Annotated in this window: 25 protein-coding genes; 14 read left to right on the top strand and 11 right to left on the bottom strand. The window is 70.3% G+C overall.

Annotated elements, in window-relative coordinates; genetic code table 11:
- Nucleotides 1-169: 169 nt before the first annotated feature.
- The 4 genes from VK501_RS11505 (at nucleotide 170) to VK501_RS11490 (ending at nucleotide 2,649) form a co-directional block, all read left to right on the top strand.
- Nucleotides 170-1,135 carry an MBL fold metallo-hydrolase gene (locus VK501_RS11505; protein WP_324337554.1) on the top strand — a complete coding sequence of 322 codons (966 nt, stop codon included), beginning with the start codon at nucleotides 170-172 and terminating at the stop codon, nucleotides 1,133-1,135.
- Complete coding sequence (locus VK501_RS11500) at nucleotides 1,132-1,515, top strand: isochorismatase family protein (RefSeq protein ID WP_324337553.1); 384 nt, start codon at nucleotides 1,132-1,134, stop codon at nucleotides 1,513-1,515. The genes VK501_RS11505 and VK501_RS11500 overlap by 4 nt, the downstream gene beginning before the upstream one ends.
- A 61-nt stretch (nucleotides 1,516-1,576) precedes the next feature.
- Nucleotides 1,577-2,164, top strand: coding sequence for an NADPH-dependent F420 reductase (locus VK501_RS11495; RefSeq protein ID WP_324337552.1), 588 nt, complete (start codon nucleotides 1,577-1,579; stop codon nucleotides 2,162-2,164).
- 8 nt (nucleotides 2,165-2,172) lie between these two features.
- A complete protein-coding gene (locus VK501_RS11490; protein ID WP_324337551.1) occupies nucleotides 2,173-2,649 on the top strand; it encodes a nuclear transport factor 2 family protein in 477 nt (158 codons plus the stop codon).
- A gap of 137 nt (nucleotides 2,650-2,786) precedes the next feature.
- Here the strand turns inward: VK501_RS11490 and VK501_RS11485 are convergent, their stop codons facing one another.
- The 4 genes from VK501_RS11485 to VK501_RS11470 are packed head-to-tail and all read right to left on the bottom strand — an operon-like array spanning nucleotide 2,787 to nucleotide 5,306.
- Nucleotides 2,787-3,317 carry a type IV toxin-antitoxin system AbiEi family antitoxin gene (locus tag VK501_RS11485; protein ID WP_324337550.1) on the bottom strand — a complete coding sequence of 177 codons (531 nt, stop codon included), beginning with the start codon at nucleotides 3,315-3,317 and terminating at the stop codon, nucleotides 2,787-2,789.
- Nucleotides 3,314-4,084, bottom strand: a complete 771-nt coding sequence (locus VK501_RS11480) for a DUF899 domain-containing protein (RefSeq protein ID WP_324337549.1) — start codon at nucleotides 4,082-4,084, stop codon at nucleotides 3,314-3,316. The genes VK501_RS11485 and VK501_RS11480 overlap by 4 nt, the downstream gene beginning before the upstream one ends.
- A complete protein-coding gene (locus VK501_RS11475; protein WP_324337548.1) occupies nucleotides 4,081-4,503 on the bottom strand; it encodes a DUF2182 domain-containing protein in 423 nt (140 codons plus the stop codon). Before VK501_RS11475 ends, VK501_RS11480 begins: the two co-directional genes overlap by 4 nt.
- 2 nt (nucleotides 4,504-4,505) lie before the next feature.
- Nucleotides 4,506-5,306, bottom strand: coding sequence for a metalloregulator ArsR/SmtB family transcription factor (locus tag VK501_RS11470; protein ID WP_349261001.1), 801 nt, complete (start codon nucleotides 5,304-5,306; stop codon nucleotides 4,506-4,508).
- Between the two features lie 214 nt (nucleotides 5,307-5,520).
- Between VK501_RS11470 and VK501_RS11465 the strand changes: the two genes are divergently transcribed.
- The 8 genes from VK501_RS11465 to VK501_RS11430 all read left to right on the top strand — a co-directional run bounded on the left by VK501_RS11465 (nucleotide 5,521) and on the right by VK501_RS11430 (nucleotide 17,951).
- The gene (locus tag VK501_RS11465; RefSeq protein WP_324337546.1) at nucleotides 5,521-6,036 is read left to right on the top strand and encodes a DUF6398 domain-containing protein; all 516 of its coding nucleotides are present in this window, start codon (nucleotides 5,521-5,523) and stop codon (nucleotides 6,034-6,036) included.
- 61 nt (nucleotides 6,037-6,097) lie between these two features.
- Entirely contained in the window at nucleotides 6,098-6,607 is a 510-nt protein-coding gene (locus VK501_RS11460) for a hypothetical protein (RefSeq protein ID WP_324337545.1), read from the top strand.
- Nucleotides 6,608-7,002: 395 nt separating this feature from the next.
- Complete coding sequence (locus tag VK501_RS11455; protein ID WP_324337557.1) at nucleotides 7,003-8,406, top strand: wax ester/triacylglycerol synthase family O-acyltransferase; 1,404 nt, start codon at nucleotides 7,003-7,005, stop codon at nucleotides 8,404-8,406.
- 471 nt (nucleotides 8,407-8,877) lie between these two features.
- Nucleotides 8,878-10,077 carry an alpha-hydroxy-acid oxidizing protein gene (locus VK501_RS11450; protein WP_324337544.1) on the top strand — a complete coding sequence of 400 codons (1,200 nt, stop codon included), beginning with the start codon at nucleotides 8,878-8,880 and terminating at the stop codon, nucleotides 10,075-10,077.
- A 147-nt stretch (nucleotides 10,078-10,224) separates the two neighbouring features.
- Entirely contained in the window at nucleotides 10,225-13,026 is a 2,802-nt protein-coding gene (locus VK501_RS11445; RefSeq protein ID WP_324337543.1) for a helix-turn-helix transcriptional regulator, read from the top strand.
- A gap of 268 nt (nucleotides 13,027-13,294) precedes the next feature.
- Nucleotides 13,295-14,827 (top strand): sensor histidine kinase, encoded by a 1,533-nt coding sequence (locus VK501_RS11440; protein WP_324337542.1) that lies wholly within the window; start codon nucleotides 13,295-13,297, stop codon nucleotides 14,825-14,827.
- A complete protein-coding gene (locus VK501_RS11435; RefSeq protein ID WP_324337541.1) occupies nucleotides 14,824-16,500 on the top strand; it encodes an NAD-dependent malic enzyme in 1,677 nt (558 codons plus the stop codon). The genes VK501_RS11440 and VK501_RS11435 overlap by 4 nt, the downstream gene beginning before the upstream one ends.
- Nucleotides 16,497-17,951 carry a class II fumarate hydratase gene (locus VK501_RS11430; RefSeq protein WP_324337540.1) on the top strand — a complete coding sequence of 485 codons (1,455 nt, stop codon included), beginning with the start codon at nucleotides 16,497-16,499 and terminating at the stop codon, nucleotides 17,949-17,951. Before VK501_RS11435 ends, VK501_RS11430 begins: the two co-directional genes overlap by 4 nt.
- 213 nt (nucleotides 17,952-18,164) lie before the next feature.
- On the opposite strand, the gene VK501_RS11425 is transcribed toward VK501_RS11430, so the two are convergent.
- The 4 genes from VK501_RS11425 to VK501_RS11410 form a co-directional block, all read right to left on the bottom strand.
- Entirely contained in the window at nucleotides 18,165-18,866 is a 702-nt protein-coding gene (locus VK501_RS11425; protein WP_324337539.1) for an alpha/beta hydrolase, read from the bottom strand.
- A 189-nt stretch (nucleotides 18,867-19,055) separates the two neighbouring features.
- Nucleotides 19,056-19,808: an amino acid ABC transporter ATP-binding protein gene (locus tag VK501_RS11420; protein WP_349261000.1), complete on the bottom strand. Its 753-nt coding sequence runs from the start codon at nucleotides 19,806-19,808 to the stop codon at nucleotides 19,056-19,058.
- 11 nt (nucleotides 19,809-19,819) lie between these two features.
- Nucleotides 19,820-20,785, bottom strand: a complete 966-nt coding sequence (locus VK501_RS11415; protein WP_349260996.1) for an amino acid ABC transporter permease — start codon at nucleotides 20,783-20,785, stop codon at nucleotides 19,820-19,822.
- 6 nt (nucleotides 20,786-20,791) lie between these two features.
- The gene (locus tag VK501_RS11410; RefSeq protein WP_324337536.1) at nucleotides 20,792-21,715 is read right to left on the bottom strand and encodes an ABC transporter substrate-binding protein; all 924 of its coding nucleotides are present in this window, start codon (nucleotides 21,713-21,715) and stop codon (nucleotides 20,792-20,794) included.
- A gap of 195 nt (nucleotides 21,716-21,910) precedes the next feature.
- On the opposite strand from VK501_RS11410, the gene VK501_RS11405 reads away from it, so the two are divergent.
- The gene (locus VK501_RS11405; protein ID WP_324337535.1) at nucleotides 21,911-22,270 is read left to right on the top strand and encodes a hypothetical protein; all 360 of its coding nucleotides are present in this window, start codon (nucleotides 21,911-21,913) and stop codon (nucleotides 22,268-22,270) included.
- Entirely contained in the window at nucleotides 22,267-22,791 is a 525-nt protein-coding gene (locus VK501_RS11400; RefSeq protein WP_324337534.1) for a hypothetical protein, read from the top strand. The genes VK501_RS11405 and VK501_RS11400 overlap by 4 nt, the downstream gene beginning before the upstream one ends.
- A 6-nt stretch (nucleotides 22,792-22,797) precedes the next feature.
- On the opposite strand, the gene VK501_RS11395 is transcribed toward VK501_RS11400, so the two are convergent.
- The 3 genes from VK501_RS11395 to VK501_RS11385 all read right to left on the bottom strand — a co-directional run bounded on the left by VK501_RS11395 (nucleotide 22,798) and on the right by VK501_RS11385 (nucleotide 24,946).
- Nucleotides 22,798-23,346, bottom strand: coding sequence for a nuclear transport factor 2 family protein (locus VK501_RS11395; protein ID WP_324337533.1), 549 nt, complete (start codon nucleotides 23,344-23,346; stop codon nucleotides 22,798-22,800).
- A gap of 47 nt (nucleotides 23,347-23,393) precedes the next feature.
- Nucleotides 23,394-23,909, bottom strand: coding sequence for a universal stress protein (locus VK501_RS11390; protein WP_324337532.1), 516 nt, complete (start codon nucleotides 23,907-23,909; stop codon nucleotides 23,394-23,396).
- 95 nt (nucleotides 23,910-24,004) lie between these two features.
- Nucleotides 24,005-24,946 (bottom strand): D-2-hydroxyacid dehydrogenase family protein, encoded by a 942-nt coding sequence (locus VK501_RS11385; protein WP_414641170.1) that lies wholly within the window; start codon nucleotides 24,944-24,946, stop codon nucleotides 24,005-24,007.
- Nucleotides 24,947-25,006: the final 60 nt, after the last annotated feature.

The following is a 25,006-nucleotide window of genomic DNA, read 5'->3' as shown; positions in this document are numbered from 1 at the left end:
TCGAGCACCTCGCGCTCGCGTTCCCGGCCGAGCAACTGCCCTCCTGACGAGGGAACCGGTGGCGACGCCGCGCTCATTCGGCCCAAGCATGACTGAGGACGACGCTTGGGTCAGGACTAAGCGATTCAAGGATTCGAACGCCTGGCGGTAGCGCAACGATCCCATGCCCGTGAAGAGCAGCCCAAGCATCGCCGACGCGCTTCCGGACTGTGCCCCGATCCCCGGGTCCGCCCTTGGCCCCGCGCTCAACGAACAGGGGTACTACGTCGGGCGAGTCGAGGGAAACCTCTACTGGGTCACGGACGGGACCTACCAGTCCGCGTTCCTGACGACATCCGACGGCGTCGTCCTGTTCGACGCGCCTCCGGCCATCGGTCACAACATCCAGCGGGCCGTGGATGAGATCGCCGCCGCCAACGGCGTCAGCAACGAGGTGACGCATCTCATCTATTCCCATCACCACGCCGATCACGCCGGCGCGTCCTCGCTGTTCGGCCGGAACGTCACCCGTATCGGGCACGAGGAGACGCAGAAGCTGCTGCTCCGCGACGACGACCCCGCGAGGCCCGCACCAGAAGAGACCTTCCAGGACCGCCGCACCCTCGAGATCGGAGGCGAGCGCATCGAACTGGCCTGGCACGGCTGCAATCACTCGCCGGACAACATCTTCATCCATCTGCCCGACCACGACGCGCTCATGCTCGTCGACGTCGTCAACCCGGGCTGGGCGCCGGTGTACCAGAGCAACCTCACCGAGGACATTCCCGGCTACATCACGGCGCCCGCCACGGCTCTCACCTACCCGTGGAAGCATTTCATCGGCGGCCACATGGGCCGGCTCGGGACCCGCGCCGACATCGCAACGCACCGGCAGTACATGGCCGACATCGCCGACAGGTCACGCAAGGCGCTGGACACCGTCGATCCCGCCCCGTACTTCGTCGAGCACGGTGCGAACACGTGGGCCGCGGTGAGGGGCTACCTGGATGCGGTCACGGCCGCCGCCGCGGCGCCTGTCATCGAGAAGTACACCGGCGTGCTCGCCGCGGCCGACGTCTTCACCGCCAGCACCACGTTCTGGGTCATGGAGTCGATCCGGCTCGACCTGGGCTACGGCTCGCAGGTGCATCCGTGACGTCGAGCGGTGCCGTACGCGATCCGGTCGCCGACCACCTCGTCACGCCGCAGAACGCGGCGCTGGTCGTGATCGACTACCAGCCCTCGCAGGTCGCGGCCATCCGGTCGACGGATCCCGACGTGTTGCTCGAGAACATCGTGTCGACGGTGAAGACGGCGAAGGCCTTCGGGCTGCCGATCGTCCACTCGACCGTGAACGTGGCATCCGGCCGGGGACAGCCCACCGTCCCCGAGCTGGCCGAGCTGCTCGAGGACCGTCCTCCGATCGACCGGACGAGTCTCAACGCGTGGGAGGACGTCGACTTCCTCGCCGCTCGCGAGGAGACGGTCGCCGACGTCGTCGAGATCGTGCTCAGCGAACGCCTGCTGCGGACATGAGCACGGTCGTCGATCCAACGGCGCCGGACTCGTTCGCGTCCGAGTCCGAGGAGGGAACCTGATGGATGTGGGAATCATTGGCGCCGGCCGGCTCGGCCAGGCGATGGCGCGGACCGCGCTGCGTGCCGGCCGCCAGATCATGATGGCCAACAGCCGCGGCCCGGAATCGCTGGCGTCGTTGGTCTCGACGCTCGGTGAGGGAGCATCGGCCGGCACGGTCGACGAGGCGGCCGGGGCGGACATCGTCGTCATCGCCGTGCCGTGGCCGCGCGTCGGAGAGGCCGTCGAAGGGCTCCGGTGGGAAGGCCGGATCGTCATCGACGCGACGAACGACTTCGACCCCAGCGACCTCAACGGATGGACCTCGAGCCAGGTCCTCGCCGACCTGGTCCCAGGCGCGCGCGTCGTGAAAGCCGCGAACACCCTCGGCGCTGCGGTGCTCGGCGCGGACCCGCACGAGGGCGGGGGCCGGCGCGTGATCTTCCTCTCGGGCGACGACGCCGAGGCGAAGTCCGAGGTGACCGCGCTGTTCGAGGACGCGGGCTTTGTCGCCATCGACCTCGGCGGCCTGGTCACCGGCGGAGCGATGCAGCAGCTGGGCGGTCCGCTGGCCGGCGTGAACCTGATCCAGCTTCCACAGGCGACCTAGGACGAGCGATGTCGGACCACACTTCCATCTCCGCTGACGAGGCCGCGGACCGGCTAGCGATCCGCGAGCTCGTCGACGCCTACGCGTTCTGCGCCGATACTCGTGACGCCGAGGGGCAGAAGGCGCTCTTCACCGACGACACCCACTTCGTCGTCTACATGGCCGGCGAGGGCTCCCACGCGACGGACGATCTGCGTGGCCGGGAGTCGCTGACGCCCGTGTTCGACAATCTGAGCACGTACGAGGTCACGATGCACTTCAACGGCCAGAGCACCGTGCGGCTCGACGGCGACCGCGCGACGGGGGAGACCTACTGCCTGGCCCACCACGTCTCTTCGGACGACGGCGAGCGCAAGCTGATGATCGCCGCGATCCGCTATCAGGACACCTTCGTCAAGACGGATGGGACGTGGCGGTTCGCCGAGCGCCGGCTCTACGTCCGTTGGACCGAAACTCGCACGCTCGAGGCGGCCCGGGTTGCCTGAGGCGCTCGCCCGTCGCGAGGATCAGCGCATGACGCCGAGCACGATCAGCAGCTCGCTGGTCGGCGCGCCGCCGGTCAGCAGCAGCGTCAGCGCGTGCTCGGCGACCGCCCGGGCTTCTGCGGAGCGTTCGTCGTCGCTCATCGATCTGACTTCATCACGTCGCGAAGATGTTCGGCGGCGTCGACTCCGCGGCCACCGATTCGTACGAGGTCCGCGTACACCCGGGGCCATGAGCAGAGGGGTCCTCGCTCTGACGCCGCGGCGTAGATGAAGGCATCGGCGTCGCTGCGCCAGAGTTCGACGCGACCGGCGTGGTCGGTGATCGTGAGCCCCGCATCTCGCACGGCGGGTTCGATGTCGCGGCGAGCGTGGGCCTCGCCGACCCGGAGGTGGAGCACCGGCAGTTGTGTCATGAAGGGCGCGAGCTCCGCGGCAGCCGACCAGCCGGTCCACGCGAACGTGAGGCTCTCGAGTGCCCTGGTGATTTTGGCCTGGACTTCCAGGAGCCCGGCTCGGTCAGCCGCGCGGCGGGCCGTAGACCTCCGCACCTCGGCCGCGCGCGCCGCGACGAGCTGGGCGGGCGGCCCCGCCTGCTGGGCGTGGCGGTGCTTGTCGCGTTCGGCGCGATCGCGTGGTCCGCGGCGATCTGGCGCGCGCCGGCGGATCATCCAGTGGCGGCGTCGTACTCGTCGTGGCGGCGCCACCACGCGCCGGTCTCGTTGCGGCCCAGCGGCGCGCGATCCAGCCACTGGTACATGCCCCAGAGGCCGTCGAGGCCACGCGCGTAGGCCGAGTAGGTGTGGTGGACGATGCCGTCCTGGACCGCGAACGCGCTCATTCCGGGCGCCTCGCGCAGGAATGTCTTGACGTCGACGCCGGCGCTCGCGCCGTGCTGCGCGGCCGCGCTGTCGGGGCCGAGTGTCTCGACGACGCTCATGTCGCGGTCGGCGAAGTTGTATTCGACGATGCCGCGCATCTGCTCCTCGGTGAACGACGTGTTGAAGTCGTGGTTGAAGTCGCTGTCCAGCGACGACGCCCACGGGAACGACCAGTCCATCCGGCGCTTGTACGCCGTGAGCTTGTCGACCGGCGCGCGTGAGACCGCGACGAACGCGACGTCGTGGTTCTCGAGGTGCGCGACCGAGCCGTCGAAGCCGTCGGCGATCGCCGAGCACGATGGGCAGCCGGCCGCGAACTCCGGACCGAACATGAAGTGATAGACGAGCAGCTGCGAGCGCCCGCCGAAGAGGTCGGCCAGGGACGCCGGGCCGTCCTCGGTCTGGAACCGGTACTCCGTCTCGACGGGGACCCAGGGCAGCGCCTGGCGCCGGCGGGCGAGCTCGTCGCTGCGGCGCGTCAGCTCCTTCTCGGCCTGCAGCACTTCGAGGCGGCCGGCGAGCCACTGCTCGCGGGTGGCGGTGGGATGGGGGCTCATGAGAGCAGCTCCTTCTGGATCAACGCGACGGCGCCGGCGGCGCACATCAGGGGCAGAGACATGGGGTCCAGCGCGACGAATGCGGCCATCAGCCCGAGGCTCGAGCCGACGCACCAGCCGCCGAAGCGCAGGCCCGAGCGGCGCTCGGCGCGACAGCGCCGCCGGCACGCGCGGGCGAACGGGGTGAACTCGTAGAGGACGGCGGCGACGACCACCACGACCGCGACCGCCGGCGCGCGCGGCTCGTAGACCGCGAAGATCGCAAGGCCGGCCGCGAACCAGACGACGAGGTAGGACGCGGCGAAGCGCGGCGCGGCGAGCGGGGCGTGGTCGCCCCGCGCGCTGCGCGCGATCGCCGGCAGCGCGCCCGGCAGCATCATCGCCGCCATCATCGCCGCCATCGCGGGGGTCGAGGGCATCATCATCGGACGCGGGTGTCCGGGAGCGGCTCGCCGGTCTCCAGCAGCGTCTTGAGGTTGGCGATCACGCGCGGCCAGCCGCCCGAGATCATGTCCACGAGTAGTCCGTCGGGCTCGAGGTCGTCGTGGATGACGGTGAGCTTGACCTGCTCGCTGTCGATCGGCTGGATCTCGAAGGTGACCTTCGAGCGGCGCTCGGCGGCCAGGCGCGCGCGCCGCTCTTCGTCGACGTCGACCGTCTGTGCCCACTCCGGCGTGAAGGCATGCCAGGTGTATGACAGGCGGGTGTAGGGGTCGGCCTCGACGACGTGCTGGCCGTCGTCGACGATGGTGACGTCGCGCTGCTTCCAGGTCATCGCCGATCCCGTCTTCCAGTCGGTCTCGAAGGCGGTGTTCCAGTAGCGCACCGTGAAGGAGGGGTCGGTGAGCCCTTGCCAAAGGCGCTCGGGCGTGGTCTTGATGAACGTCGTGTAGACGAATGAGGGCTTGTCCATTGGGGTCGCCTCCAGGGCGGTCTTGAGATCGGCGAGCGCGTGGACCCGCCCCTGGTCATACCGGGTGATCCAGCGCTCGGCGATCTCGTTGATGGGCGCCGCGTTGAGGTAGTGCAGCTTCTCCCGGCCGCGGCGGACGGTCGTGATGAGGTTGGCCGCCTCCAGCACCGCGAGGTGCTTGCTGACCGACTGGCGGGCCATTGCCAGGTGCGAGCACAGCTCGCCCAGAGTCTGGCCGCTGCGCTCGTTCAGGCTGTCGAGCAGCAGGCGCCGGCTCGGGTCGGCCAGCGCCCTGAACGCTTCGTCGATCGAGGGATATGCAGCCATCTGGCTGCATATATTAGGCAGTCAGATGGCTGCATGTCAAGGTTCCCCGCGCGTGACTCGCGAGGCGGCCCGCGGAGCGCCCAGGTGAGGCGCTCAACGCTGACCTGTCAGCCGTCCGGGACGCCTGCGAGCGCGTTTCGCGGTAGCACCATCGGCTTCGCAAGGTGCGTCCGGTCCGCGCGCGAGCATTTCGACTATGGCCTCCGAAGATTTGCGGATCCCTGTTGCGCTGCGCGATCGGGCGCAGCAGATCATCGATGTCACCGATACCGCGTGCCGGGAGCACCTCGATGAGGAGTACGGCGTACTCGCGAGAAGGCTCGTGGCGAGACTGGCGCGCAAGCGGCCCTCGCCGCTGGCGCGTGGGGACGTGAGGATCTGGGCGGCGGGAGCGATCTACGCGGTCGGCCAGGTCAATTTCCTGTTCGACCACACGCAGCCACCTCACCTGACCGCCAGGCAACTCGCCGAGGCGCTCGGCGTCGTGCAGACGACGATGGCCAACAAGGCCGGGATCATCAATCGGCTGCTCGACATCGGTGTCTTCGAGCCCGACCTGACGCGCGTGGCGGTGATCGAGCAGCACCCGATGGCGTGGCTGGTCGACGTCGGCGGCTTCATCGTCGATGCCCGCACTCTTCCCGACGAGCTGCAGGACGAAGCCCGCCGTCGCGGGCTGATCCCCGACCTCGACGCCCTTCGCGCTGCATGACGTTCGCCCCCCGCAGTGAACTCGGCGCCGTGGTCGCCGCGTACCGGCGCTGGCAGGGACGATGAGCGCGCCGCGGGCCGGAGCCTCGGCGCTGGCGCTGTCGAGTGAGGCCGAGAAGGCCGCCATCCTCGACGAGCTCGTCGCCGCCGACCACGAACTCGAAGACCGTGCCGAACGCGCGGCGCGCTCCCGACTGGCGCAGGTCGAGACCGCCGAGGTGGCGAGCGCCGTGACCGCGGCGTTGCTCGCGCTCGACCAGGAAGACCTTGCCGGCAACGCCGGAAGCACGCGCCACGGATACGTCGAGCCAACCGAGGCGGCATGGCTGCTGCTGCAGGCAGCCGTCGAGCCCTGGCTCGAGGACATCACACGGCGCGCGGGCCTCGGCCTCGCTGATGCGGCGCGCCGCGTCGGCCTTGGGATCCTCGAGGCGCTCCAGCGGATCGAAGAACACCTCCGCAACGATGACCTCTTGGTGTCCTGGGCGCCCGATTTCGCCAGCGAGACCGCCGACCAAGTGGCGCGGCTCCTCGCGGCTGCCGGGATCGACCTCGCCGCCGATCTGGGTTGATGCGAGCCGGCGCTCAACGCGGCACCCGAGAGACCTGACGCGGACAGGGGCTGCTGGCATCGACGGCGTTTCTGGCGAGTTTCTGGCGAGTTGGACCCGGCGACGTGGCTCGCTAGACGCCTTCGAGCGCTTCCCCGAGGTCATCCCGCCGATCGTCCAGCGCACCGCGCTCGGCCGGCAAGGCGCGACGACGGCGCCACCAGGAGATGGCCCGGTCGGGCCGCGGCGCGTTCGCGCGGCGGATGGTCGCCGACCAGCGAGAGGCCGCCTGGCAGTGAGGCCAGCCACTGCCGGCCGATCTGCCATGGCGCGCGTAGGGATCGTTGTTCGAACGTGACGGGTGTGCTCGACCTGGTGAATCTGCTCGGCGGTCGTCGGTGAGCCGGCGCGCGCGTATGTCGCCCGCGGACTTGGCGTGGCTGCGCATGGATCGTCCCACGAACCTGATGGTCAACAACGTGGTCTTGTGGTTCGACGCGCCGGTCGATTGGGAGCGGTTCAAGGCGATCTGCCGGGAGCGCCTGGTCGGGCGCTTCCCGCGCTTCGGTCAGCGCGTTGCCGAGTCGCGCGTCCCGTGGCGCCGGGTTGGCTGGGAGGACGATCCGCGCTTCGATCTCGAACATCACCTGCATCGCCTTGCCCTCCCCGCGCCGGGCGATCGCGCTGCGCTGTTGGAGCTGGTGGGCGACCTGATGGCCACGCCGCTCGACCACGACAAACCGCTCTGGGACATGTACCTCGTGGAGGGGTACGGTGCGGGTGGCGCGATCGTGTCTCGGACGCACCACAGCATCGCGGACGGCATCGCGATCGAACGGGTGATGCTGTCGCTCACGGACGACGCGCGGGACGGCGCGTTCGCGCCCGCGCCGATCGAGCGGCGCCACCGCCGGCGCCCGACGCATGCGGTGAGGGTTGCGATCGCTGCGATCGCGTCGCGCATGCGTCATGCGGCCGAGGCCGTCGGGCGGGGGTGCCTCCGCGTCGCTGCGCATCCGCGGCAGCTCGGCGCCCAGACGCGGGCCGTCAAGCAACGAGCGCGCGCGCTGACCGACCTTCGGCTCGCCGGCTCCGAGGTGGGCGCCGCGCTCAAGGGCGAGCTCGGCGTCGTCCAACGGGTCGCCACGAGTCGCCCGGTCAGCCTGGCCGACGTCAAGCGCACCGGTCACGCGACCGGCACGACCGTCAACGACGTGATGCTCACTGCGGTGACCGGCGCACTGGGCAGCTACCTCCGCGAGCGTGGCGGCCCGGTCGCTGAGATCCATGCGTTCGTGCCGTTCAACGTTCGTCCGCTCGGCGAGCCGATCCCCCGCGATCTGGGCAACAAGTTCGGACCCGTGCTGCTGACCCTGCCCGCGGGCCTCCACGATCCCCAGCAGCGCCTGGCCGAAGTCCACCGTCGCATGGCCGAGCTCAAGGACACGGCGCAGGGCGCCCGCGCCTACGCCCTGATCCAGGTCATCGGTATGGTGCCCCCGGACATCGGGCGCGTCATCATCGACGCCACCACCGCCAAGGCCTCTGCGCTGATCACCAACGTGATCGGCCCGCCGTACCCCGTGTCCGTCGCCGGCACGGCGGTGCGGGGCATGCTCGTGTGGGCGCCGAGGCCGGGCAGCGTGCCGATGAGCGTGACGATCTTCAGCTACAACGGCGAAATCACCGTGGGCCTGGGGACCGACGCGGGCCTGATCCCCGGCCCCGAGCTGATTCTGTCCGGCGTGGAAGACGAGCTCGCCGAGCTTCAGCGCCTGGCGTCGCGCTCGAAGCACCACCCCGGGGCGGCGGCGGCGTGAGAGGCTGTCTCACGACCTCCCGCGGCCACCATTAATCAAGGGCATCGCGCCGAAGGCATCGAGATGCGCAGAGGTGCCCGTCCTCATGGCGCGTCCGCGGAAGCATCGCCTCATCGGTGCAAGCACTGGCTGAACGGAGGGCTCGTCCGGCATCGATCTCGTTGAGGATGGCGCTCGGCCGGCGTCATGACTATCAACGTGGAGGATGCGAACGGGACGCCCATGACGTAGAAGTGCGATAACGGAGTCGACGAGGCTTCGCCGGTCGATCCGAACGAGGCAGAACGCCTGATCATCGAGGGTCTGGGTGTAGTCGATCGACGTGTACTGGTCGCCGCGGTGGCTGTGATTCACGAGCGCGCAAGACCCGACCGGATCCTCAATCCCTCAGTCGCTACTAGCCCTAGGACGGGGTCCTGCCGTCCGTCGGAAGCATTACGCGAGCGTTCGGCGGGGCCTATGGTCTGCGCCATGTCACTGACCGAACCACCGTTTCCACCGCACGTGCCGGCCCGTCAGTTCGGCGATTTTCAGCTGGACATCTACTTCGACGGGCTCGAGGGCCGGTTTCCGAAGTACCCCGTGGACTTCGCGTCGCTCGAGCGCAAGGCCGAGGAGGTCCTGCCCTGGTGGGTGCACTCCTACGTCGCCGGCGGGTGCGGCGACGAGCACACCCAGCGCCTCAACGTCAGCGCGTTTCACCACTGGGGAATAGTCCCGCGCATGCTCAACGGCGCCAACGAGCGCGACCTCTCGATCTCGCTGCTGGGCATGGACCTGCCAACGCCGCTGCTCATGTCCCCGATCGGCGTGATCGGGATCTGCGCCCAGGACTTCCACGGCGATCTGCGGGTCGCCGAAGCGGCGGCGCAGACCGGGGTGCCGATGATCGCCTCGACGCTGACCATGGACCCGATGGAGGACGTCGCCGCGCGCTTCGGTGCCACCCCGGGGCTCTTTCAGCTTTACACGCCAAGCGACCGCGACCTCGCCGCCAGCTTCGTCCAGCGCGCCGAGCGGGCCGGCTTCAAGGCCATCGTCGTCACGCTCGACACATGGACGACGGGCTGGCGGCCGCGCGACCTGAACGGGGCCAGCTTCCCGCAGCTGCGCGGCTACTGCCTGGAGAACTACTTCAGCGACGAGACGTTCCTGCGGCGGCTGAGCGCCTCGCCCCAGGAGGACCTCAAGGCGGCCACGCGCGAGTGGATCGAGGTGTGGGGCAACTCGCTGCAGTGGGACGACCTCAGCTGGCTGCGCTCGCTCACCGACCTCCCGATCGCGCTCAAGGGGATCTGCCATCCCGACGACGCCAGACGCGCCCGCGATCACGGCATCGACGCGATCTACTGCTCCAACCACGGCGGGCGCCAGGCCAACGGCGGGCTCGCCGCGATCGACCTGCTGCCCGACGTCGTCAAGGCGGCGGGCGACATGCCGGTGATCTTCGACTCCGGCGTGCGCAGCGGCTCCGACGTCGCCAAGGCGCTGGCCATGGGCGCAACGGCCGTCGGCGTAGGCCGGCCGTACGCGTACGCGCTCGCCGTGGGCGGAACCGACGGCGTCGTCCAGCAGCTCAAGGCGATCCTCGCCGAGCTCGACCTGCTGATGGCGATCGACGGCTACCCAACCATCGCCGACCTCAGGAAGGCCGGCGTCCGGCGGACCTGAGGCACCGCGCGGTCGCGCGGCCCGCGCCGGCGCCAGAGACGCTGGTTTCCAGCGGTTGGGGCGCCGTTGACTCGGTGGTGGGCGGCGCGGACTACCGTCGGTGCAGGCTGATGGTCACAGACCCCTGGTGAGCGGGGTGACGGAGCGTTGAGCGCGGGGCGGCGATGCCAGGTGTTGCGTGGGCGGCGCAGCGAGTGCCAGACGCTCGACAGGCTGCTGGAGGCTATTGGCAAGGGTGAAAGTCAGGCGTTGGTGGTGCGCGGCGAGCCGGGGGTGGGCAAGTCGGCGTTGTTGGAGTACATGGTTGAGCGCGCGCCGGGGTGTCGTGTGGCGCGCGCCGCCGGCGTGCAGTCTGAGATGGAGCTGGCGTTCGCCGGGTTGCATCAGTTGTGCGCGCCGCTGCTGGAACGGCTGGAGCGTCTGCCGGTGCCTCAGCAGGTGGCGCTGCGCACGGCGTTCGGCCTGAGCGCCGGCGCGGCGCCGGATCGCTTCTTCGTCGGGCTGGCCGTGCTGGGACTGCTGGGCGAGGTGGCAGAGGAACAGCCGCTCGTGTGCATGGTGGATGACGCGCACTGGCTTGATCGGGCCTCGGCGCAGGCGCTGTCGTTCGTGGCCCGCCGCCTGTCGGCCGAGTCGGTGGCGGTGGTCTTCTCGGTGCGCTCGCCAAGTGGACAGCACGAGTGGGACGGCCTGCCGGAGATGGTGGTCGAGGGTCTCGGCGATCGCGACGCGCGGGCGCTCCTGGGATCAGTGATCAGGGCGCCGCTGGACGAGAGGGTGCGCGACCGGATCATTGCCGAGACGCGCGGGAACCCGCTGGCGCTGTTGGAACTGCCGCGAGGACTGACGAAGGCCGAGTTGGCGGGCGGGTTCGGGCTGCCCGCCGCACCGGCGCTGTCGGGGCGCATCGAGGAGAGCTTTCTCCGGCGGCTGGAGCCGCTGCCGGCCGCGACGCGGCGGCTGTTGCTGGTCGCGGCGGCTGAGCCGGTCGGTGAGCCGCGGCTGGTGTGGGATGCGGCCGAGCGGCTGGCGATCGGGAGGGAGGCAGCGGCGCCGGCCGAAGCGGCGGGGCTGTGCGAGTTCGGCGCCCGGGTGCGGTTTCGTCATCCGCTCGTACGCTCCGCGGTCTACCGGGCCGCAACGCTTCAGGAGACGCAGACCGTGCACGCAGCTCTGGCGGAGGCCACTGACCGTGCGGTCGATCCCGATCGCCGCGCCTGGCACCTGGCACAGGCGGCGACAGGGTATGACGAGAACGTCGCCCAGGAGCTCGAGCGCTCGGCCGGCCGGGCTCAGGCGCGCGGGGGTCTTGCTGCGACCGCCGCGTTTCTCGAACGGGCGGCCGAATTGACGCTCGAACCGGCGCGCCGGGCGCAGCGGGCGCTGGCCGCGGCGCAGGCAAAGCACCAGGCCGGCGCGCCCGACGCGGCCCTGGGGCTGCTGGCGATCGCCGAGATGGGAGCGCTGGACGAGCTGGGGCGCGCGCGGGTGGACCTGCTGCGCGGCCAGATCGCGTTCGTCGTCAACCGCGGCCCCGATGCTCTGCCGCTCCTGCTCGAGGCCGCCAGGGAGCTCGAGCCGCTCGACCTCGGGCTGGCGCGGCAGACCTTCATGGAAGCGCTGTCCGCGGCGTTGTTCGCGGGCCTGGTGCGTGGCGGCGGCGGGGTGGAGGAGGCGGCCCGGGCCGCGCTTGCCGCGCCCCCGCCGGCCCGGCCGGCGCGCGCAGCCGATCTCCTCCTGGATGGACTGGCGCTGCTGATCACGGAGGGCTCCTCAGCGGCGACCCCGACGCTCAAGCGGGCGCTGAGCGCCTTCCGCAGCCAGGAGCTCTCCAGAGAGGAGACGATCGGCTGCCTTGCTGCCGCCTGCCGCACTGCCACTGATCTGTGGGACGATGAGGCCTGCGACGTGCTCTCCACGCGCTTCGTACGGCTCGCTCGCGATGCCGGCGCGCTCACGGCGCTTCCCATAGCACTCGCCTGGCGCATCAGTGCGCTCGTGCAGGCCGGCGCGCTGGCCGAGGCCGCTTCGTTGATCGACGAGATCGATGCTGTCACCGAAGCGACGGGGGCCCAGCTCTTGCCCTACGGTGCCCTGTGGGTCGTCGCCTGGCAGGGCCGCGAGGCCGCGGCGTCCGAGGTGATCGAGGCCAGCACGAGCGAGGCAGTGGCTCGAGGCGAGGGATTCGGCCTGATCGCCATCCAGTGGGCCAGCGCGGTGCTCTACAACGGCCTCGGCCGCTACGACGACGCGCTGGTCGCCGCGCAGCGAGCCAGCGAGCCCCCGCAGAACCTGGCGTTCTTCACCGGGGCGCTGCCCGAGCTGATCGAGGCCGCCACCCGCCGCGGGACGCCCGAGCGCGCGACGGACGCCCTCCAGCGGCTCACGCAGACGACCCGGGCCAGCGGCTCGGACTGGGCGCTGGGGATCGAGGCGCGTTCGCGCGCGCTGCTGAGCGACGGCGAGACGGCGGAGATCCTCTACCGCGAGGCCATCGACCGGCTCGACCGCACGCGGATCCGCGCGCACCTCGCCCGCGCCCACCTCCTCTACGGCGAGTGGCTGCGCCGCGAGCGCCGCCGCCTGGACGCGCGCGAGCAACTCCGGCGTGCCCACGAGATGTTCAGTGACATGGGCACCGAAGCGTTCGCCGAACGCGCCCGTCGCGAGTTGCTGGCCACCGGCGAGCACGCCCGCAGCCGCACCGTCGAGACCCGCGACGTCTTGACCGCCCAGGAGACGCAGATCGCCAGCCTGGCCGCCGAAGGTATCTCGAACCAAGAGATCGCCGCCGAGCTGTTCATCAGCCCGAGCACCGTCGCGTACCACTTACGAAAGGTCTTCGCCAAGCTCGACGTCCGCTCGCGCCGCGACCTCGCCCGCGCGCTCCCCGGACGACCGAGCGCGGCGTCTCGGGTCCCGCCGCAGAGCGGACCGGTTCCCCGTTGAGGGTGACGGTCGGCCCGAGTGTCATGACTGTCAGTGCAGAGGATGCGAACGGGACGTGCACGACGTAGAAGTCCGAAGGAGGATGGCCGATCAGACCGGTGGTGCCGGCGTGGCAGGAGGCGTTGCCCAGGAGTGGGCGCTTCCGCTGGGGCCCACGCCGGTGTGGGCGGCGCGTCGCGGACATGTCGCTACGACGAGATCTGGGTGTGCGCTGGTGGCGGCGACGCGTGCAGTCGCGGGCTCGAAGATCCGGGCTGTCGTCCTTTGCGTGCTGTCGGACGCGGCCGTCGTCGCGCGCGCCCGCTGCGGCGATGTCGCCGAGGTGGCGCGAAGGGAGCTGGCCGAGGAGCAGGCCGCGCTGCGACGCGTGGCGACGCTGGTCGCAGGCGGCGTTCCTGCGGCCGAGGTGTTCGCGGCGGTGGCGCGTGAGGCCGGGTTGCTGCTCGGTGTGCAGGCCGTCCACATCGGGCGCTACGACCGCGACGACTCGGTGGTCGCCGTTGCCACCTGGGGTCGAACAGCGGAGCGTGTGCCGGTCCTCGCCAACGTGCTCCGAGACCTCGGGGTCCGCTCGACGGTCTGTGCCCCGATCGTCGTCGACGAGCGTTTGTGGGGGGTGCTGTGCGCCTGGTCCAAGGAGGACATGCCGCTCCCGGTCGACATCAAGTCCAAGCTCGCGGCGTTCACCGAGCTCGTCGCCCCGGCCATTTCGAGCGTCCAGGCGCAGGCAGAGGTGGGACGGCTGGTCGACGAGCACGCGGCGCTGCGGCGCGTCGCCACGCTGGTCGCGCGCGAGTCGGCACCGGCGGAGGTCTTCGCCGCGGTCACCGAGGAGGTGGGACGCCTGCTGCGCCTCGACGACACGAAGATGATCCGCTACGAGCCCGACGGGACCGCGACGGTCGTGGCGAGTTGGGGCTATCTGGACACTGCCATCGCTGTTGGGCGCGTCCGCCACGCGGTCGCCACTCCGGTCGTCGTCGAAGGCCGGCTCTGGGGCGCGATGATCGCCTCCTCGCGGCGGGCGCCGCCCCTGCCGGCGAGCACAGAGTCGTGCATGGGCGAGTTCACCGAGCTGGTCGCCACCGCGATCTCGAACACTCAGGCGCGCTCGGATCTCGCCGCGTCGCGGGCGCGGATCGTGGCGGCGACCGACGAGGAACGCCGGCGGGTGGTCCGTGATCTGCACGACGGGGCCCAGCAGCGGCTGGTGCACACGGTCATCACGCTGAAGCTGGCGCGCCGGGCGCTCCAGGGCAAGAAGGACAGTGGCCCCGCGCTCGTGAGCGAGGCGCTCGACCACGCACAGCGGGCCACCGTCGAGTTACGCGAGCTCGTGCACGGCATCCTGCCCGCGGTCCTGACCCAGGGTGGGCTGCGCGCGGGGGTGGACGGGCTGGCGTCGCGGATGGCGGTGCCGGTCGACAACAGGGTGTCGGTCGGCCGGCTGCCGGCCGCGGTCGAGGCGACCGCGTACTTCGTCGTGGCCGAGGCGCTCACCAACGTCGCAAAGCACGCGCGCGCCGGACGCGCCAGCGTCGCGGCGCGCGTCGAGGACGGAACCTTGCGCGTGCGGGTGCGCGACGACGGCGTCGGCGGCGCCCGGCCCGACGGAAGCGGGCTTCTCGGGCTGGCAGACCGGCTTGCCGGCCTCGACGGGCAGCTCAGGGTCGACAGCCCGGCCGACGGCGGGACGCTGGTCACCGCCGCCATCCCGCTTCCCCGACCAGTGGGATCCGCACGGTTCGCAACGACCCCGAGAGATCGACCACCACCTCGACGCGGGAGCGCACCACGATGACCTCTCAGACCACTGACGCTGCACTCCGGGGGCTCGCGCTGCTGCGGGACCCGTTCCACAACCGCGGAAGCGCCTTCTCGCGCCGGGAGCGCGCGGAGCTGGGCCTCGAGGGCCTGCTCCCGCCGGCCGTGCTGTCGCTCGACCAGCAGGCGGCGCGCGCCTACGACCAGTACTCGCGGCAGCGCGACGGGTTGGCCAAGAACACGTGGATGGAGGGGCTCCGCGACCGCAACGAGACGCTCTACTACAAGTTGCTCGTCGACCACCTGACCGAGATGCTGCCGGTGGTCTACGACCCGGTGATCGCGCAGGCCGTCGAGCGCTACAGCCACGAGTTCCAGCGTCCGCGGGGCGTGTACTTGTCGATCGACGACGCCGACGGCGTCGAGACGGCGTTGGCGAACGCCGGCCTCGGCGCCGAAGACGTCGACCTGCTCGTCGCGACGGACGCGGGCGCGATCCTCGGCATCGGCGACTGGGGGACCAACGGGATCGCCATCGCGCAGGGCAAGCTCGCGATCTACGCGGCGGCGGCCGGGATCGACCCCTCGCGCGCGATCCCGGTGATGCTCGACGCCGGCACCGACAACGAGGCGCTGCTCAACGATCCGCTCTACGTCGGCGTCCACCACTCGCGCACGCGCGGCGCCGCATACGACGCGCTGATCGAGGCGTACATCTCGACCGCGACGCGGATGTTCCCCAACGCGCTGCTGCACTTCGAGGACTTCGGGCCGTCGGACGCGCGCCGGATCCTGAATGCCAACGCCGACCACGCATGCATCTTCAACGACGACATCCAGGGCACCGGCGCGATCACGCTCGCAGCGATCCTCGCCGGCCTCCGGGTCGCCCACACGTCGATGGCCGACCAGCGCGTCGTCATCTTCGGCGCGGGGACCGCCGGCGTCGGCATCGCCGACCAGATCCGCGACGCGATCGTCTGCGCGGGCGTCGGCCGGGACGAGGCGAACCGGCGCGTCTGGCTCGTCGACCAGCAGGGACTGCTGCTCGACGACATGGACGACCTGCGCGACTTCCAGGTGCCCTACGCGCGTCCGGTCGCCGAGGCGACGGGCCTTGAGCGTGACGGCGAGGGCCTGATCACCCTCGCAACCACCGTCGCAACGGCGCATCCGACCATCCTGGTCGGCACGTCCAAGCAGGGCGGAGCGTTCACCGAGGCCGTGATCCGAGAGATGGCCGCCCACGTCGACCGGCCGCTGATCTTCCCGCTGTCCAACCCCACGGAGAAGATCGAGGCACATCCCGCCGACCTCGTCGCGTGGACCGACGGCCGGGCGCTCATCGGCACCGGGACGCCATGGGACGCGGTGCCGTTCGACGGCACCGAGATCGGGATCGGTCAGGCCAACAACGCCCTGCTGTATCCCGGTCTCGGCCTCGGCGCGGTGGTCGCGCGGGCCAAGCACGTCACCGCGGGCATGATCCTCGCGGCGGCCGAGGCCGTCGCCGGCCTCGTCGACACCGGCACGCGCGGCGCGCCGCTGCTGCCCGAGGTCGCCAATCTGCGCGCCTCCTCGGCGACGGTCGCGGTCGACGTCGTACGCAAGGCCGTCGACGAAGGCGTCGCGCGCGTTGCCCCCGGGGACATCGTCCAGGCCGTCCAGGACGCGATGTGGGAGCCGGCCTACCGGGAGCTGAGCCGATGACCATCCCGATCGGCACGGGCCAGACCGGCACGCGGACCGAGACCGACTCCATGGGGTCGATCCGGGTCCCTGCTGAGCACTATTGGGGCGCACAGACGCAGCGGTCGCTGATCCACTTCTCGATCGGCGACGACCGGATGCCGAAGTCTGTGTACCACGCCTACGGCTACGTCAAGAAGGCGGCGGCGACGGTGAACCAAAGCGCAGGCCGGCTCGACGACGAACGGGCTCGCGCGATCCTGCAGGCCACCGACGAGGTCATCAGCGGCGCGCTGGACGCCGAGTTCCCGCTGTACGTGTGGCAGACCGGCTCCGGCACCCAGTCCAACATGAACGTCAACGAGGTCGTGGCGAACCGCGCGAGCCAGCTGATGGGCGGGCAGCTCGGAAGCAAGACGCCGGTCCATCCGAACGACCACGTGAACCTGGGCCAGTCCTCCAACGACACGTTCCCGACGGCGATGCACGTCGCGACGGTGCTGGAGGTGACCGGTCACGTCCTGCCCCGGGTGCGCGAGCTCGCCGGCGCCGTGATGGACAAAGCCGTCGGTTGGGTGGACGTCGTGAAGCTCGGGCGGACCCATCTGCAGGACGCCACGCCACTGACCGTCGGACAGGAGTGGTCGGGATGGGCGGCGCAGTTGCGCGACGCCGCCGACCGGCTGGAGGCGGCGCTCGGCCCCTGCCATCAGCTGGCGGCGGGCGGCACCGCGGTCGGCACGGGGCTCAACGCACCGGAGGGCTTCGGGGAGCAGATCGCCGCACAGCTCACGCAGCTGACCGGGCACGCGTTCGTCACGGCGCCCAACAAGTTCGCCGCGCAGGGGTCGCTGGACGCGATGGTCGCCGTGAGCGCCGGCCTGCGCGGCGTGGCGGTCGCGTTGATGAAGATCGCCAACGACATGCGCTGGCTCGCGTCCGGCCCGCGTGCCGGGCTGCACGAGCTCGCGCTGCCCGCCAACGAGCCCGGATCCTCGATCATGCCGGGCAAGGTCAACCCGACCCAGCAGGAGGCCATGGTGATGGTCTGCCTGCAGGTCATCGGCGAGGACCAGATCGTCGCCGCGGCGGGCGCGCAGGGCAACTTCGAGCTCAACGCGATGCGCCCGATCATCATCAACAACGTCCTGCACTCGGCGCGGATCCTCGGCGACGCCTGCGACAAGCTGCGGCGCTTCAGCGTCGAAGGGACCCAGCTCGACGAGCCGCGCATCGCCGAACTCGTGCGACGGTCACTCATGCTCGTGACCGCACTGAGCCCGACCATCGGCTACGACAAGGCCTCGGCGATCGCGCACAAGGCCGACCGAGAGGGCACCACGCTGCGCGAGGCCGCGCTCGCGCTGGGCGTCGACGGCGGGGACTTCGACCGCCTCGTCGATCCTCGGACCATGGTCGGCAACCCGCACGCCGACCTCGGCCTGCTCACACTCGGACCCGAGCCGGTCTGACGCCTGGCAGCAGGGCGCCGTCGTGCGTGAAGATCGACGACAGCTCCGGCGTGCGCACGACGGTCAGGATCGCTGAGCGGCTCAAAAAGGCACCCCACGGCAGCGCGGCGGCGCTCGCCGAGCCGCCCGGGACGGCCGACCGCTGCCCAACCACAGCCTTCGACTCGCTCTCGCCCGTCCCGACTTGGTCATCCAGGGCGGCTGCGGCTCGACTCAGTGCGTGACCGACATCACCTCGGACGCGGCCTGGTCGATGAGCCCAGCCACTGCTGCCGGGTGCGACAGGAAGACCGAGTGGCTGCCCGCTACCTCGACCACGGTCGCACCCGCCCGCTCAGCCATCGAGCGCTGGGCCGGCGGTGGGATCATCCGGTCGTCGGTTGCGACGAGGTACCAGCTCGGCTTGCTCCGCCATGCCGCCTCGCTGATCGTGCCACCCAGGGCGTCGACGCCCCACGGCACCTGTGAGTCGGCCATGAACGCGGCCAGTTCGGCCGGCACGTCGGCCGCGAACGACGCGTGGAACTTGTCCCGGTCGAGGAACAGGAAGCCGTCCTGCGGCGGCAGGATCGGCGGCACAGGCGCGCCGGGCGGCGGATCGGCGATCAGCGTGTTGACCGACTCGCCCGTGTCCGGCGCGAACGCCGCGATGTAGACGAGCGCCGCGACGTTCGGATCGTTGCCCGCCTCGGTGATCACTGCTCCGCCATAGGAGTGGCCGACGAGGATGACCGGTTCGCCCTGCGCGTCGATGACGCGCTTGGCCGCGGCGGCGTCCCCTTCGAGCGACAGCGTCGGGTTCTGGACGATGCTGACGCGGTAGCCGTCGTTCTTCAGCAGGCGGTAGACCTCCTGCCAGCCAGAGCCGTCGACGAAGCCCCCGTGGACGAGGACGACGGTGCCTGCTCCACTCATGATGGCCTCCTTCGAGAGGTACGAGAGACGACGCCGATCCTAGGTCGCGCGAAACACGGCGTCAATCGTGTCCCTGGTTGGGCGCGTGTCCCGCTGCTCCTTCGGAACGCGAGCGGTGGCGCCCGGGGCAACCCAGGGGGCCACCCGCCACAAGGAACTTGCCAGATGCCGAGGCTGAAATCGGGCTGGTCACAGGACCTTTGACAGGAACGACCGGGTGCGCTCGTGGCGGGGGTTGTCGAACAGCTCGGCGGGCGGGCCGGACTCGACCACAACGCCCTCGTCCATGAAGACCACCGCGTCGGCGGCGCCGCGGGCGAACCCGATCTCGTGGGTGACGACCACCATCGTCATTCCGGCGGCCGCCAGCTGGCGCATGACATCGAGCACGTCGCCGACCAGCTCGGGGTCCAACGCGGAGGTCGGCTCGTCGAAGAGCATGAGCTTCGGCTCCATCGCCAGCGCGCGGGCGATCGCCACACGCTGCTGCTGGCCGCCGGAGAGCTGCGACGGGTAGCTGCGCGTCCGGTCGCCGAGCCCGACGCGCTCCAGCAGGTCCGTGCCGCGCTCGATGGCCTGCGACTTGGACATCCGCTTGACGAGCATGGGCGCTTCGATGACGTTCTCCAGCGCGCTCATGTGCGGAAACAGGTTGAACCGCTGGAAGACCATCCCGATCTCCGCGCGCTTGCGGATGATGTCGGCCTCGTGCAGCTCGTAGAGCTTGTCGCCCTCCTCGCGGTAGCCGACGAGCTCCCCATCGACACGCAGGCGCCCGGCGTCGATCTTCTCCAGGTGGTTGATGCAGCGCAGGAACGTCGACTTGCCCGAGCCCGACGGCCCGAGCAGGCACATCACCTCGCCCGGCTGGACGTCGAGCGTGATGCCCTTGAGCACCTCGAGACGCCCGAAACGCTTGCAGACCGCCTCGGCCTTGACCATCGGTACGCCGCTCACGGGCTCGCCCCCTCCTCTCGGCGCTGCGGCGGCCGTATGTAGCGCAGGTTGGTTCGCAGCCGCTGCCACGGCGTCATCGGAGCCTGGCGCGCGGAGCCCCGGCCGAAGTGGCGCTCGACGTAGTACTGACCGATCGACAGCACGGAGGTCACGGTCAGGTACCAGAGGCTGGCGACGATCAGGAGCGGGATCTGCCGGTAGTTGACCGCGTAGATGAGCTGCGCCGAATACAGCAGTTCCTGCGTGGCAATGACGCTGACCAGCGAGGTGGTCTTAAGCATCGAGATCGTCTCGTTGCCCGTCGGCGGGATGATCACCCGCATGGCCTGGGGCAACACGATGCGGCGCATGGTCTGCAGCCGCGTCAGGCCGAGCGCCTGGGCGGCCTCGTTCTGGCCCTCGTCGACCGACAGGATGCCGGCGCGCACGATCTCCGCCATGTAGGCGCCCTCGTTGAGACCGAGCGCCAGGATGGCCGCCGCGAACGGCGTGATGATGGTGTTGGCGTTGCCGCTGATGAGCTCCGGGCCGCCGAACGGCACGCCCAGCGAGATGCGTGGATAGAGCGCCGAGATGAAGCTCCAGAACAGGATCTGGACCAGCACCGGCGTCCCGCGGAAGAGCCAGATGTAGAAGGAGCTGGCGACGGAGACGAGTGGGTTCGGCGAGAGCCGCATCACCGCGAGGAGCACGCCGAGCGCGATACCCACTGCCATGGCGATGGCGGTGAGCTCCAGCGTCAGCACGAGGCCGTGCAGAATGCGGCCGTTGAAGAGGTAGTCGCCGACCGTCCCCCAGCCGAACCGCGGGTTGGTTGCCACGGAATGCACGGCGACGACGATCAGGAACAGCACGACGGCGCCGGAAGCCCAGCGCCCCGGGTGGCGCAACGGCACGGCCCGGATCTCCTCGGGCCGCGCCGTGCGCGGAGGTTCGTGGGCGGACTCGCCGACGGTCGCCATCGCGTCTCAGCTGATGGCCCCGTTGATCACCGGCGTCTTGATGGCGCCGGACGTGATGCCCCACTTGGCGAGGACGTTCATGTACGCGCCGTTCTTGATCAGGTCCTGCAGCGCCGCCTTGACGACCGGCGCCATGCCGCTGTCCTTCGCCATCGCGATGCCGTACGGCGCGGTGCCGTAGGGCCGGCCGACGAGCTTGAACTGCCCGCTGGACTTCTTGACCTGATAGTCGGCGACGGGCGAGTCCGCCATGCCGACCTGCGCGCGCCCGCTGGAGAGCGCGAGGTTCGCGCCGTTCTGATCGGGGAAGGTCAGGACGGTCACCTTGCCGCCGCTGCACTTCTTGCTCTGGCCCTCGGCGTCGGCCTGCTGCGTGGTCCCCTTCTCCACGGCAACGGTCTTGCCGCAGAGGTCGGCGAGCGTATTGACGGTCAGCCCTCCCTGCGCCTTGACGTAGAACGAGGTCCCGGCCGAGAAGTAGGTGACGAAATCGACCGTCTTCTCCCGCTCCCTGGTGTCGGTGAACGACGACATGCCGAGGTCGTACTTGTGGGCGGCCAGACCCGGGATGATGCTGTCGAACGTCGCGTTCTTGACGTCGGCCTTGAGGCCCAGGACGCCGGCGAGCGCCTTGGCGAGGTCGGCGTCCATGCCCTCGACGGTCTTGCCGTCGGAGCCGATGAACTCGTTGGGCGGATAGGTGGCATCGGCGCCCACCGTGAGCGTGCCCTTGCTCCTGACCGCCGCCGGCACCTTGGAGGCAAGCGCGGCGACGACGCCGGACGCCGACGAGCCGGCGGTGCTCGTCTGTGCCGGCACACTCGATCCGGAGCTCGAGCTCTTGCTCGAGCTGCCGCAGGCCCCGACGGCGACCGCGCACAGCCCCACGGCCGCGGCCGTGGCGATCAGGCGGGAAACAGTCCTGGTCATTCTTGGTCCGCCCTTCCTACTCATGATGCGCCCGCTCAGCGCAACTTTACGCCTGTTCGAGAGCTCCCGGCGGGACATCCCGCGGGCCAAGACCTGGCGGAGCCGACAGCGCGCGCTGCCTCGGGGTTCCCTCTCGCGCCACGGAGCTCTACGGTCGAGGTACCACGGCCCGGGTTCCCGAACGAAGGAGAGCCGATGGACACGCTGGAGCGCTTGCGCGAGCTGCATCCCGACGGCGCCGCCCGGCTGGCGCACCTGAACACGGTCGCCTCGGGCGTGACCGATCCCCAGCTCCTCGCGCTCTGCGTCACGTGCGCCGACACGATGCTGCAGGGCGCGTCCTACGACATCCCGTCGGAGCTCGACGCGCGCGAGGTCGCCGCGCTCGAGTTCACCGAGCAATTCGTGACCTCGGTCGGCGACGTCTCCGACGAGCAGGTCCAAGCGCTGCTGGAGCACCTCTCCCCCGAGGAGCTCTACGGGTTCATCGGCGCGCTCTACGTGCGGGAGATGACGCGCCGCGTCGAGCTCGTCGCCGGGCGGGTGCTGCGATGAGCGCGCCCGGCTCTCGCATCGACGCCGGGAGCTCGGACTTCCTCGTCGGCGGCGCCCTGGACGAGGCGATGGCTGCGTTCACCCGGGCCGTCATCCTCGCCGACCGCGTCGACCCGCTGATCTCGGAGCTGGTGCGGTTGCGCTGCGCACAGGTCCACGACTGCCGTCTGTGCCGCTCGATGCGGATGCAGGACGCGCTCGACGCAGGGCTCGACGACGCGATGGCCGCGAGCATCGCTCGCTACGAGACCGGCGGCTTCTCCGGCGCCGCGGTCGCCGCCCTCCGGCTGACCGACGCCATCATCCTGGCGCCGTCGCTCGCGGACGATGCGCTTGCCGAGGAGCTGCATCGTCACTTCGACGATGCCCAGATCGCGGAGATCTGCCTGGACGTCATGAAGTGGAGCTACCAGAAGATCCTGGTGTCGCTGCGGCTCGAGACGCCGCCGTGGAAGGAGACCGCGATCCTCTCCTTCGATGCGCACGGCGACCCGGTGATCGGCGGGCCGGTCGGGACATAGTCGCCATCAGGCATCGCCACGGAACCGCCGCTGGAACACCGCGTAGGACGGGTCTTCGGGCGAGCGCCGAGCCGGCGAGTCCGACGTGCTGCCGGGCGCCGGCAGCACCTCGAGCTGGATCGCGACATCGTTCACGAGCCGGCGGGAGTCGACGGCCCAGGACCCGCCGCGGCACGACCAGCGGTCGATGTAGCGGATGCTCAAGACGTGCGGAGTGCGCCCGGTCATCTCGCGCAGGAAGACGATCGCCTGGGCCTCGCTCACCGCCGTCTCGGGTGTCGACAGCTCGATCAGGACGTTGGTGATGTGGTGGACGTGACCGAGAAACGCCTCGTGGCTCGCCCACACGAAATCGATGAGGCCGTCCGGGTCACCGCGGTAGTGGGGGCTGTAGTCCGCCGTTCCGTCCGCGTGCCACAGGTTGCGCGTCAGCGTTCGATCCATGCGATCGATGCCACGGCAGTAGGCGTAGAGCTGCTCGGTGATGGCCTGCTTGGCGAGCAGCTCGGCCATCGGATCGATAAGCGGTTCTGTGTGGATCTGCGTGTCGGACATGTCTGCTTTCTCGAGACGAGTGACAGGGTTCAAGGCTGTGTGAGCCCTCAGGCGGGCACCGACGAGAGCACCAGGACGGGCGTCAGCTCCGCGGTCGTACGGAGCAGCGCCCGACGGAGGCGGCGTCGCGCCAGGCGTCGTCCGACGGTGCGCCCGACGATCGCCAGTTGATGGCTGCCGAGGACGAGGTCGTTCCAGATCGCACCGCTGGCATCACCGCGCACGACACGGATCGCCACGTCGAGGCCGGCCGGCACGCTCCCACGCGCACGAGCGATCATCTGCCGTGCGTGCGCCGACGTGTCGTGATCGCCCTCGACGCGTGTCACGACGGCGACGGCGGTGCCGGAGGCCCACAGGACGAGCAGACGCTTGGCGGGTGCAGGAACCACCATCAACGTGAGCGAGCACCCTCGCGAGCGAGCGAGATCCACTCCGCATTCGAGCGCGGCCCACGACGACCGCGAGCCGTCAAGGACCACGAGGATGCGTCGCGGCACGAACGGGTCGAACGCGAGCGGTGCTTCAGCTACGTCAGAGGCGGAGAGCACGCTGCCGGTCATGGCCGTGATCTACCGGCTCAGGCACTGCGGCGCTACGAGCCCGCGACCAGGACTGGCGCAAGCGTCAGCGTCATGAGATCGCGAGCGCCGCGCGCTCACGGCGTCTCGATCACGCGAATCGGACGACCTGCGCGCCAGGCCAGGATGTCCTCCACGACCTGCTCGTACCAGACCTCGTAGGTCTGGCGCGTGACGAAGCCGATGTGCGGCGTGAGGACCGTGCGCGGGGCCGTGGCGAGCGGATGATCAGCCGCAAGCGGCTCCTGGTCGAAGACGTCGAGACCGGCTCCGCCGAGCTGGCCGTGGTTGAGCGCATCGACCAGCGCGTCCTGGTCGACGATCGGTCCACGCGAGGTATTGACCAGGATCGCGCTCGATTTCATCAGTGCGAGATCGTCGGCGCCGATGAGCCCACGGGTGCGCTCGCTGAGAACGAGATGGACGGTCACCACGTCGGAGCTGCTGAGCAGCTCGTGCTTGCTCACAGCGCGGACGCCCACCGCGCTCGCCGCGTCCGGCGACAGGTTCTGGCTCCAGGCCAAGACCTCCATGTCGAACGCCTGCCCGAAGCGGGCGACCTGCGTCCCGAGGCGCCCCAGCCCGACCACCCCGAGCTTCAGCCCGTTGAGCTCGGTTCCGATCGTGGTCTGCCATCGGCCTGCGCGCAACGCGCGATCCTCGTGGGGGACGTTGCGCATCAGCGCGAGGACCAGCGCCCATGTCAGCTCCGCGGTGCTCGAGCTCTTGGGAGACGCGGCCTGGCCCGGCGCAGCCGCCGTTCCGCATACGAGCACGCCGTGCGCGGAGGCGGCCTCGACGTCGATGGCCACGTTGGCGTGGCCCGTGGTCACCACGAGCGCGAGCTTCGGCAGGCGCGCGAAGAGCTCTGCTCCGAGCGCGGTCCGCTCGCGCATGGCCACCACCACGTCCGCGTCCTGCAGCGCTGCCGCGAGGACGGGGACGCCCTCGAGGTGGTCGTTGAAGGCGCTCAGGCGCAGATCCTCGCCGGCGGCGATCAGGCGGTCCCAGGGACCCATCGAACGAGCGACGTCTTGGAAGTCGTCGAGGATCGCGACGTTGAGCACGGCGGTCCTCCT

The organism is Baekduia sp., from assembly GCF_035318805.1.
Classification (GTDB): Bacteria; Actinomycetota; Thermoleophilia; order Solirubrobacterales; family Solirubrobacteraceae; genus Baekduia.
Note: the sequence above shows the minus strand (reverse complement) of the source record. Positions and strands in the feature narration are given on the sequence as shown.